7 protein-coding genes are annotated in these 10,357 nt (G+C 70.9%); 4 read left to right on the forward strand and 3 right to left on the reverse strand.

What is annotated here, in order from left to right; all coding sequences use genetic code 11:
- Positions 1–118 precede the first annotated feature (118 nt).
- Entirely contained in the window at positions 119–592 is a 474-nt protein-coding gene (locus HUW36_RS03190; protein ID WP_174526705.1) for a hypothetical protein, read from the forward strand.
- A gap of 275 nt (positions 593–867) precedes the next feature.
- Here HUW36_RS03190 and HUW36_RS03195 read toward each other — a convergent pair whose 3' ends face one another.
- On the reverse strand, positions 868–2,259 hold the full coding sequence (locus HUW36_RS03195; protein ID WP_174526706.1) for an aminotransferase-like domain-containing protein: 1,392 nt from the start codon (positions 2,257–2,259) through the stop codon (positions 868–870).
- Between the two features lie 40 nt (positions 2,260–2,299).
- On the opposite strand from HUW36_RS03195, the gene HUW36_RS03200 reads away from it, so the two are divergent.
- Positions 2,300–3,187, forward strand: a complete 888-nt coding sequence (locus HUW36_RS03200; RefSeq protein WP_246247830.1) for a DMT family transporter — start codon at positions 2,300–2,302, stop codon at positions 3,185–3,187.
- 37 nt (positions 3,188–3,224) lie between these two features.
- Here the strand turns inward: HUW36_RS03200 and HUW36_RS03205 are convergent, their stop codons facing one another.
- The gene (locus HUW36_RS03205; RefSeq protein ID WP_174526708.1) at positions 3,225–6,113 is read right to left on the reverse strand and encodes a tetratricopeptide repeat protein; all 2,889 of its coding nucleotides are present in this window, start codon (positions 6,111–6,113) and stop codon (positions 3,225–3,227) included.
- A gap of 485 nt (positions 6,114–6,598) precedes the next feature.
- Here HUW36_RS03205 and HUW36_RS03210 point away from each other — a divergent pair, with 485 nt between their 5' ends.
- Positions 6,599–6,889: a hypothetical protein gene (locus HUW36_RS03210; protein WP_174526709.1), complete on the forward strand. Its 291-nt coding sequence runs from the start codon at positions 6,599–6,601 to the stop codon at positions 6,887–6,889.
- Positions 6,886–8,451: a pectate lyase family protein gene (locus HUW36_RS03215; protein WP_174526710.1), complete on the forward strand. Its 1,566-nt coding sequence runs from the start codon at positions 6,886–6,888 to the stop codon at positions 8,449–8,451. Before HUW36_RS03210 ends, HUW36_RS03215 begins: the two co-directional genes overlap by 4 nt.
- A 58-nt stretch (positions 8,452–8,509) precedes the next feature.
- Here HUW36_RS03215 and HUW36_RS03220 read toward each other — a convergent pair whose 3' ends face one another.
- Entirely contained in the window at positions 8,510–10,240 is a 1,731-nt protein-coding gene (locus HUW36_RS03220; RefSeq protein ID WP_174526711.1) for a cellulose binding domain-containing protein, read from the reverse strand.
- Between the last annotated feature and the right edge of the window lie 117 nt (positions 10,241–10,357).

Here is a 10,357-nt window from a genome sequence, read left to right on the forward strand (position 1 = left end):
TCGGCAACTGCCAGGCGGCTGCCCCAGGGACAGCGGGATTGCGGAACGTCGTCTACCGTCGCCTTACACGCGATCATGTCGCCCGAACCCGGAGCGTCTGAGCCCAGGGAGAACCCCCGTGAAGCGGATCAAAGCCCTCATTGTCATGATGTTGGTCGCGACACTGTCGGCTGTGGTGGTGGCTCCCTTCCCGGCGCAGGCAGGGGCAACCTGGCAGACATACACGCCAAACGCAGACTGGTCGTGCAGTACGGCTGTCACCGTAATGTCCAATGTGTACCAGAAATCGTGCGTAGTGGCGAACGCCTACGGCGACGCGCAGGCGGTCGTGGCGGTCTCGAACTACCGCGGTGTGAGTGTCCGGGTGCACGGCGGCCCAACCCTGTACAAGTCGCGTCCAGATGGCTTCTGGGATGTGGTGAATATGCACACCTGCCTCGACGCCAACATTCTTCCCGGCACGACCCGCGCCTGCTTCGGCCCCACGACCCACCTTCCCGGCAAGAGCATTTATTCGCTGGGAGAGGTCCAGTACAACGGCGACACGACGTGGAAGTGGACCACGTCCCCGATCGGATACGTCTACCCATGATCGGGCTCTACCGGCGCACCCGATAGCGCGGGCACGGTTCAGCTCCGCTGCCGGGCAGCAGCGCGCTCCACTTTCGAGAGGACCAGGCCAAGCGTCTGGGAGTCGGGATCATCACGGCGTCGCGCATCAGGTGCAGGACGAGCAGGTCGTGGCGGCGCCGACCACCACCTCGATCCGCCCGTCTCGGCGGGACTCCTCCGGTCCGTTCCGCGGTGCGGTTGTCTCTTCGAGTGTGCGGTGTGGAGGAACCATCGTGGCGGCCCGATGGCCGGCCGTCAGCGGGCGAGCGCGGCGGCCAGCCGGCGGACGGCCTCGTCCATCAGGTGCGGCGGGGCGGCGGCGAAGGTGAGGCGCAGGTGCGGCGCCGGGGGTTCGGCGGCGTACCAGGGGCGGCCGGGGAAGACCGTGACGCCCTGGGCGGCGGCCGCGGTGGTCACCGCGACGTCGTCGGTGCCGTCGGGCAGGCGCACCCACAGGTGCAGGCCACCCCGGGGCACGTCGCGCGGGACGAGCGCAGGCAGGTGCCGGTCCAGCGCCGCGAGCAGTGCCTCCCGGCGGGCCCGCAGCTCCCGGCGCAGCGTACGGCGGTGCCGGTCCCACGCCGGCGCGGTGAGGAACTCCAGCGCGGCCTGTTGCAGCGGTCCCGCGACGAAGAGGTCGTCGAGCAGGCGGGCGGCGCGCAGCCGTGCTCCGGCCGGTCCCCGCGCACCGACTGCGGCGATCCGCAGGCCGGGCGCGACGGGCTTGGTCAGTGACCGCAGGTAGACGACGTGCCCGTTCGGGTCGTCCGCGGCCAGTGGTGGCGGGGCCTCGCCGTCGACGGTGAGGTCGCGGGCGTAGTCGTCCTCGATCAGGAACGCCCCGGCCTCGCGGACCGCCTCGGCGACCTGCGCGCGCCGGGCCGGCGCGAGTGTCGCGCCGTGCGGGTTGGCGTACAGCGGCTGGCAGTAGAACAACCGCGCGCCGGTGCGGGCGAACGCGGCGGCGAGCTGGTCGGGGCGTACCCCGTCGGCGTCGGCGGGCACCGGCACCACCCGCAGCCCGGCCGCGCGCGCGGCGGCGAGCGCGCCCAGGTAGGTGGGGGACTCGACGAGCACGGTGTCCCCGGGCGTGGTGAGCGCCCGCAGCGTGGAGGAGAGCGCCGCCTGACCGCCGGGGCAGATCACCATGTCCTCGGCGCGCAGGCCACCGCCCGCCTCGCGGGCGAACCAGGCGCGCAGGTCCAGGCGTCCCTCCACCGGGCCGCGCTGCCACGCCGCCGGCTGTCGGGCCGCGCGGGCGAGCGCCGCACCGAGCGCGGCGGCCGGTTGCAGGTCCGGGTCCAGGTAGCCGCCGGTCAGCGGGATCGCGCCCGAGGGCGGTAGCGCCAGCAGCGCCTGCATCTCCTCCTCGCCGCCCCGCCGCGAGCCGAGCGCGACCGTCTGCCAGGACAGGTCCGCCCGGGGCGGATCGGTGCGCCGGGTCGCCACGTACGCGCCCCGGCCCGGCCGCGTCTCGACCAGGCCGTCCGCGACGAGCCGCCGGGTCGCCTCGGCGACCGTGACGGGGGAGACGTGATGGTGCGCGGTCAGCTCCCGTACCGACGGCAGCCGCGTGCCGGGGGTGGCATCGGCCGCCAGCGCACCCAGGTGCCGGACCACGCGGTCGATAGCGCTACCATCGTTCATGACAGCACAGAGTAGCGCTACTGAGCCAGTGACGGTAACGGTGAGACCGGGCGCCGGGATCGCCCTCGGCGCGCTGGGTGTGCTGGCCTTCAGCATGTCGCTGCCGGCCACCCGCGTCGCGGTGCACACCCTCGACCCCTGGTTCGTCGCGTTCGGACGGGCGGTCGGTGCGGCGCTGCTCGCGTGGGCCTACCTGCGGTTGACCGACGCGCCGCGCCCCACCCGGGACCAGTGGCGGCGGCTGTCGGTGGTGGCGCTCGGCGTCGTGGTCGGCTTCCCGCTGTTCACCTCGCTCGCGCTCACCACCCAGACGTCCGCGCACGGTGCGGTCGTCGTCACCGTGCTGCCCGCCATGACCGCGGTGTTCGCGGTGCTGCGGGCCGGGGAGCGGCCACCACCGCTGTTCTGGATCGCCGGTGCCGCCGGCCTGGCCATGGTGCTCGCGTTCCTCGCCGTCAGCGGCTCGATCCGTGGGGCGTTGTCGCTCGCCGACCTGTTCCTGCTCGCCGCCGTGGTGCTCTGCGGCCTCGGGTACGCCGAGGGCGGCCGGCTGGCCCGCGAACTCGGCGGCGCCCGGACGATCTGCTGGGCGTTGCTGCTGTCGCTTCCGGTCACCGTGCCGGTCACGGCGGTCGCCGCGCTGGTCCATCGCCCCCAGGGTGGCGTCGCCGCCTGGACCGGGTTCGGCTACCTCACCGTGGTGTCGATGTTCCTCGGTTTCTTCGCCTGGTACGCCGGACTGGCCCGGGGCGGCATCGCCAAGGTCGGCCAGATCCAGCTCGTACAGCCGGTGCTCACGCTGATCTGGTCGGCCCTGCTGCTCGGCGAGGCGGTCACCCCGGCCACCGTCGCGGTGGCGGTGGCGGTGCTGGCCTGCGTCGTGCTCATCCAGCGCACTCGCGCCGGCGGGCCGAGGGTGGCGCGGTGACGTGGCCCGAGTGACAACCGGAGCACCGGGGAGACTGCTACTGCGGCGCGGCGGGACTCGACCGCCCGGTCTCGGGCGGTGGATCGGTCGGTGCCGGATCCGGAGTGCCGTCTCGAGCCCTCCGCTCCCTCAGCGCTGCGTCGGTGTTCGCGCTGACCAGGCCAGTCAGGCGATGGCTCTCACCCAGCACCCGACGGCAGTGGGTGAGCGCCTGCTCGAACAGGTAGGCGGCCAGCTCCAGGTCGCCCGCGGCATGGTGGGCGCTGGCGAGGTTGTTGATCGAGACGAGGGTGTCGGGGTGGTCGTCGCCGAGTAAGCGGCGCCGGTCGGTGAGTGTCTGTTCGAACAGGGGGAGAGCCCGTTCGAGGTCGCCCGCGGCCTGGTAGGCGTTGGCGAGACAGTTCACTGAGGTGAGGGTGTTGGGGTGGTCGTCGCCGAGCACCCGGCGCCGGTCGGCGAGTGCCTGTTCGAACAGTGGGAGAGCCCGTTCGAGGTCGCCCGCGGCATGGTGGGCGTAGGCGAGGTTGTTCATTGAGGTGAGGGTGTCGGGGTGGTCGTCGCCGAGTACCCGGCGCCGGTCGGTGAGTGTCTGTGCGAACAGGGGGAAAGCCCGTTCCAGGTCGCCGGCGGCATGGTAGGCGGAGGCGAGGTTGTTGACCGAGGCGAGAGCATCGGGGTGGCCGTCGCCGAGTACGCGACGCCGGTCGCTGAGCACCTGGTGGAACAGGGGGAGAGCCCGTTCGAGGTCGCCCGCGGCCTGGTAGGCGTGGGCGAGGTTGTTGATCGAGGTGAGGGTGTCGGGGTGGTCGTCGCCGAGGACGCGGCGTCGGCCGGCGAGTGTCTGTGCGAACAGGGGGAAAGCCCGTTCCAGGCCGCCTGCCGCCTGGTGGGCGCTGGCGAGGTTGTTGATCGAGGTGAGGGTGTCGGGGTGGTCGTCGCCGAGTACCCGACGCCGGTCGGCGAGCACGCGTTCGAATCGGGGGATCGCCTGTTCCAGGTTGCCCGCGGCATGGAAGGCGTAGGCGAGGTTGTTGACCGCGGTGAGCGTGTCCGGATGATCGTCGCCCAGCACTCGGCGGTAGTCGACGAGCACCTGCTCGAACAGGCGGATCGCTCTCTTCAGATCGCCCGCCGCCTGGTAGGAGCTGGCGAGGTTGTTCACCGACGAGAGGGTCCGCGGATGGTCGCGGCCCAGTACCCGACGGCGGTCGGCGAGCACCCGGACGAACAGGGGAATCGTCCGTCCGAGGTCGCCGGCCGCGTGGTAGGCGTAGGCGAGGTTGCTCACCGAGTCCAGAGTGTCCGGATGATCGTCCCCCAGTATCCGGCGGCGATCGGTGAGCACCTGGGTGAACAGGGGGATCGCTCGTTCCGGGTCGCCCGCGCTCTGGTACGCGTAGGCGAGGTTGTTGACCGCGGTCAGGGTGTCCGGATGGTCGTCCCCCATGACGTGGCGGCGGTTGCTGATCACCTGTTGACACAGGGGGATGACCCGTTCCGGGTTGCCCGCCGCCTGGTAGGCGTAGGCCAGGTTGTTGACGCAGGCCAGGGTGTCCGGATGGTCGTCGCCCAACACTCGGCGGGTGTCGGCGACCGCGCGTTCGAGGTAGGCGGTCGACTGCGAGAGGTTGCCCTGGTCCAGGAGGAACATCGCGGCCAGGTTGAGCAGCAACGCCTCGGTGATGAGCCGCTCGGTGTCCGATGGGAGATCGCGGGAGTGGAGCACGACGGCCGCGTCCAGGTGGGGGAGCAGGGCACGCCAGCGAGGCCATGATGCGGGGTCGTGCCACTCACTCGGCACGACGCCGCGCAGGGTGGTCACGGCGTCGGTACGGGCCGCCGCGATGTCGGCGGGTTGCCGGTGGGCATTGTCCTCGTCGGGGGTACGAGCGACGGCCTGCACCAGGCGATGCACGGTGATCTGTCCCGTGGCCGCTTCGACGGCGATCATGTTGTAGGCGGCCAGTCGCCCGATCGCCCGGTTGATCGCCGCCGTGTTCGTCCCTGCGAGAGCGTTCACCACCATCCGGGGAATCGGCTCCGGCGCGTACCAGGCCATCAGCCGCAACAACCGCCCCGGCAGCGGGTCGTCCGCCAGGGCGTCCAGGGTCACCTGCCACACCCGCGCGACCGTGCGCTGTCCGGCGCGGCCCTCTTCGCCGTCGCGGTAGATGTCGGCCGGATACCGGGCCAACAGTTCCAGGTAGCCGGTCGGCGACGTGCCGGTCTGCGCCATGTACGCCCCGGCCTGTTCCACGGCCAGGGGCAGGCAGCCCAACTCGGTGCAGACCGCCTCCGCCTCCACCTCGGCCACGTCCACCCCGCCACGGGCGGCGACACGCGCCAACAACGTGACCGCCTCGGGAAGGTCGAGCACGTCCAGCCGCACCGTCGTCACGAACTCCGGCCACCCCGTCGCCCGACGACTGGTCACCAGGATCCGCCCCTGCGGTAACCGCGCCACCAGGTCCGCCATGTCGGCCGGGTCGTTCACGTTGTCCAGCACCAGGAGCCAGCCCTCGTGCGAGGCCAGCCACCGCACCGCCCACTCCCGTAACACCGTTGCCGGCATCACCGCTGCCAGCCCGGGCTGGAGCCCGCCGGCCAGCGCCGCCAACCCCGCGTCCAGACCGGTCCGGCTGTCCGCCGTGATCCACCAGACCGGGGCGAACACGCCGGCGTGCAGACCCGCCCACCGCGCCGCCAATGTGCTCTTACCGACTCCGCCGAGCCCGTGCACCGCCTGCACGACGACGACACCTGATGACGCGGCGGTCGCGTCGAGCCGCCTCAGTTCCTCCTCGCGACCGAGGAACAACTCGTGCCGCCCCGGCAGGTTCGTCAGGCAGGCCGGCGCGGGGACGGATTCCGGCGTCGACATCGCCTCGGGCGGCAGCACCATCGCCTGATCGATCCGGGTCTGCACGTTGATCGCGTAGTCACCGGTCGACGCGATACCGGGTACGTCGCCAGTCGCCGAGATTCTCCGCGATCCCGCCGGGTCCGGTCGCGCGCCTTCCGGTACGGACCTGTCAGCACCCCGACGACGTCTTCGGGACGGCCATCTCACCGGCGTTGGACGTTCCGTGCGTTGTCCCCGGTCGAGGCGATCCCGCTGATCCCATGAGCAGTCACCGACCGGTCTTCGGACCTCCCGGCGGAACCCGCCGGGAGGGAAGCCGTAGGCGACGGAGCCAGGACCACGGCGGCCACGGCTACCACCAGGCCCGCGACCGCGGCCAGCCAGCTGGCGACCTCCACTCCGCGCAGGCCGAACACCACGGCAACCGTTGCCAGGGCAGTGGCAACCGCCGAACCCATTCCGATGATCGCCCGCCGTCGTCTCCGCACCACCACATTGTGGAGCGGGCCCACCCGCGTTCACCAGTCAGGATCGCCGGTGTCGAGAACGTGACCGAGATCGTCGGACAGATGAGCGTGATCGCGTGGTCGATCGCCGCGGTGACCGACCGACTCATGCCCGCGGAGCAGTGCAAAAAACCTGCAAACGCCAGCCCTTGTCCTGGGCGAAAGCGCTTTCTTACGATTGCGTCACATCGATGTTTCGTTCGCGGGCCGGGCGCCGCGAATGGACGAACGCCGCTGACGGCGCGCCTGATCGCGTCGCGGCAATCCATCCTTTCCTGTTCGGCGACCGCCGGTCGATCCGGCGTGCGCGAAAACGAATCGAGGCGTCAATGAGACGACCAGTCGCACTGAGACTTCAGGCCCTCCTCGCCACGGCGGTGGTGGGCGGCGCGGTGGCGGTGACGATGCCGTCCCCGCAGGCGTCGGCGGCGGCCGTGACCGCCACCGGCTTCGCGAGCCAGAACGGCGGCACCACCGGCGGCGCGGGCGGCCAGACGGTGCGCGCCACCACGGGCACCGCCATCCACGCCGCGCTCTGCGGCCGGGCCAGCAGCAGCACCCCGATCGTCATCGAGGTGACCGGGACCATCAACCACGGCAACACCAGCAAGGTCTCCGGATCGAGCTGCAACACCGCCGACGGCGTGATCGAGCTGAAGCAGATCAGCAACGTCACCATCATCGGCGTGGGCAGCGGCGCCGTCTTCGACCAGCTCGGCATCCACATCCGCGACTCCCGCAACATCATCATCCGCAACGTGACGGTGCGCAACGTCAAGAAGTCGGGCTCGCCCACCTCCAACGGCGGCGACGCGATCGGCATGGAGAGCAGCGTCCGCAACGTGTGGGTCGACCACGTCACGCTGGAAGCGTCCGGCGGCGAGTCGGAGGGCTTCGACGGCCTGTTCGACATGAAGGACGACACCCAGTACGTGACGCTGTCGTACAGCATCCTGCGCAATTCCGGCCGGGGTGGCCTGATCGGATCGAGCGAGAGCGACCGCGGCAACGGCTACGTCACCTTCGAGCACAACCTGTACGAGAACATCGACTCCCGGACGCCGCTGCTGCGCGGCGGCGTCGCCCACATGTTCAACAACCACTACACCGGGCTGCACGAGTCGGGCATCAACTCCCGGGCCGGCGCGCGGGCCAAGGTGGACAGCAACTACTTCCGCAACTCCAAGGACGTGCTCGGCACGTTCTACACCAGCGAGCGCGGCACCTGGCAGGTCAGCGGCAACATCTTCGACAACGTGACCTGGTCGGCCCCGGGCGGCGACAACTACCCGGCGGGGCCGAACGTGACCTCGACGACCACGGTGAGCGTGCCGTACTCGTACCGGCTCGACGCGGCGAGCTGCGTGCCGGACGTGGTGCGGCAGACGGCGGGCGCCAACACCGGCCTGCGGGTGTCCGACGGCAACTGCACGCCCCAGTCCCCGCCGCCCACCACGCCGGGGCCGACCACGCCCGCACCCACCACGCCGCCGCCCGGCACGACCACCCCGCCGCCGTCCGGCGGGACCAACCTGAGCCTCGTCTCCGGCGCCGGCGCCGACGGGTCCAGCAAGGCCGACGGCACCAGCTACGGCAACGTGCGCGACGGCAACCTGAGCACCTACTGGTCGCCGTCCGGGTCCACCGGCACCGTCTCGATCAAGTGGGGCTCGGCCACCACCGTGTCCCGCGTGGTCATCCGCGAGCCGTCCGGCACCTCGGGTTCGATCGGGTCGTGGCAGCTGGTCAACAACGACACCGGCGCGGTGCTCGCCTCCGGCAGCGGGGCCGGCCAGATCACCTTCGGCGCGACCTCGCTGAAGAAGATCAACTTCAAGATCACCAGCTCCAGCGGTACGCCGAGAGTCGGCGAGTTCGAGACGTACGCCGGTTAACCGGCGCGACGAGCGGGGGCGGCCGATCCGGCCGCCCCCGCCCTGGTTCGTGTACCCGTCAGAGGGTGAGCACGACGGTGGAGATGCTCCGCGCGCCGACGTTCACCGTCACCTGGTTGCCGTTCACGCCGACCGGCTGGCTCGCCGCACTGGCGTTCTGCGACGTGGCCACGTACTCCGCCCGGCTGACGTTCTGCGGCGCCTGGATGATCGCGTTGTTCACCGCGCTGGTCGACCGGTTGAGGATCACCAGCGTGACCTTCCCGTCGCCGGAGTAGGCGGTCACCTCCAGCGGCGAGGCCTTCGAACTCTTGGTCAGCGCGACCCGCTGGTAGCCGGGCCGCACGTACTTCGCGTACTGCGCGAACGCGTAACCGCGCTTGAGCGGCGCCCCCGCCACGGTGCCGTACGCGGATTCCCCGTCACCGATGAACGAGTAGTAGCGCTTGCCGTACCACCAGACGTACGCGCTCCAGTTCGACTCCATCGACCTGTGCACGGTGCGCATGATGTCGTCGAGCGTCTCGTTCCAGACCGTGGCGTTGGCCGGGTTGCCCCAGATGTTCGCGCCGCCGCCGTCGGCCTCGTGCAGGTTCCACTCGGTCATCCAGACCGGCTTGTTGTACTGCTGCGCCAGCGGATACGGCTTCAGCCGGCCGGACGCCTCGGTGCCGTACAGGTGCCCGCCGATGTAGCCGATGTTGGCGCGGGCGGCCGCGTCGTTGAGCGTCGGGTCGGTGTAGCCGTAGTTCAGGTTCACCGCCTCGGCGACCATCAGCTTGGTGTTCTGCACCTTGGCCCCCTGCTCCCGCACGAACGTCTGGAGTTCGGTGCCGCTCCAGTCCATCGAGTCGTAGTCCGGGTGCCAGTCCGGCTCGTTCTGCACGGACGTGACGTCGATCGTCACGCCCTGGTTGCGCATGTACTGGACGTAGCTGTTGAGGTGGTTGGCGTAGTCGTCGTAGTAGTCGGTGCGCAGCTTGCCGCCGTTGATCCGGCTGTTGTTCGTCTTCCAGGCCGCCGGCGCGGTCCACGGCGACGCCATGATCTTCACGTTCGACCCGTACGACTTCGCCGTCCGCAGCGCGCCGACCTGGGTGCCCCACTCGCCGGACACCGGCGAGATGCCGGTACGCACGATGGACAGGCCGAGCTGGTTGGGGCCGAGCCCGACGAGCGTCTGCGTCTCGGCCGTCGACCACGCGCCGCCCCAGATCGACACCGCGGCCCCGAACCCGTCGACCGTCTGGTACTTCGTGGCGGTGTTCACCGTGATGTCCGCCGGCCCGCCCGGCGGTGGGGCGGACGGCGACGACGTCGGCGTCGGCGACGGCGGAGGCGAGCTGGTCGGCGACGTGGTCGGCGTCGTCGTGCCACCGGTGCAGGTCACCCCGTTGAGCGCGAAGCTGGTGGGCGCGGGGTTGCTGCTGGTCCAGTCCCCGTTGAAACCGAACGACGTGCTGCCGTTCGTGGGGATGGACCCGTTGTAGTCGACGTTGCGGGCGGTGACCGCCGCTCCGCTCTGGGTCACCGTGGCGTTCCACGCCTGGGTGACGGTCTGACCGGCGGCGTAGGACCAGGTGAGCGTCCATCCGTTGACCGGGTCACCGAGGTTGGTGACCGTGACGTTGGCGCCGAAGCCGCCCTGCCACTGCGACGACACGGCGTAGGTCACCGCGCAGCCGGCGGCTGCCGCGCCGGCCGGCACCGCCACCGCCGCGGCTGCCGACGCCAGCAGGACGGTCCCGGCCGTGACCAGGGCGGTACGGGGTGCGCTGAGTCTTCTCATCGGATCTCGTCCTCCGTGGTCAGCGCTGCAGGGTGAGCAGGCCGGGCCGGTAGGGGAGCAGGCCGTAGTCGCCGCCGGAGTTGGGGGCGCGGCCCTGGTAGAGCAGTTGCAGGTTGC

It is taken from the genome of Micromonospora maritima, assembly GCF_902825405.1.
Classification (GTDB): domain Bacteria; phylum Actinomycetota; class Actinomycetes; order Mycobacteriales; family Micromonosporaceae; genus Micromonospora; species Micromonospora maritima.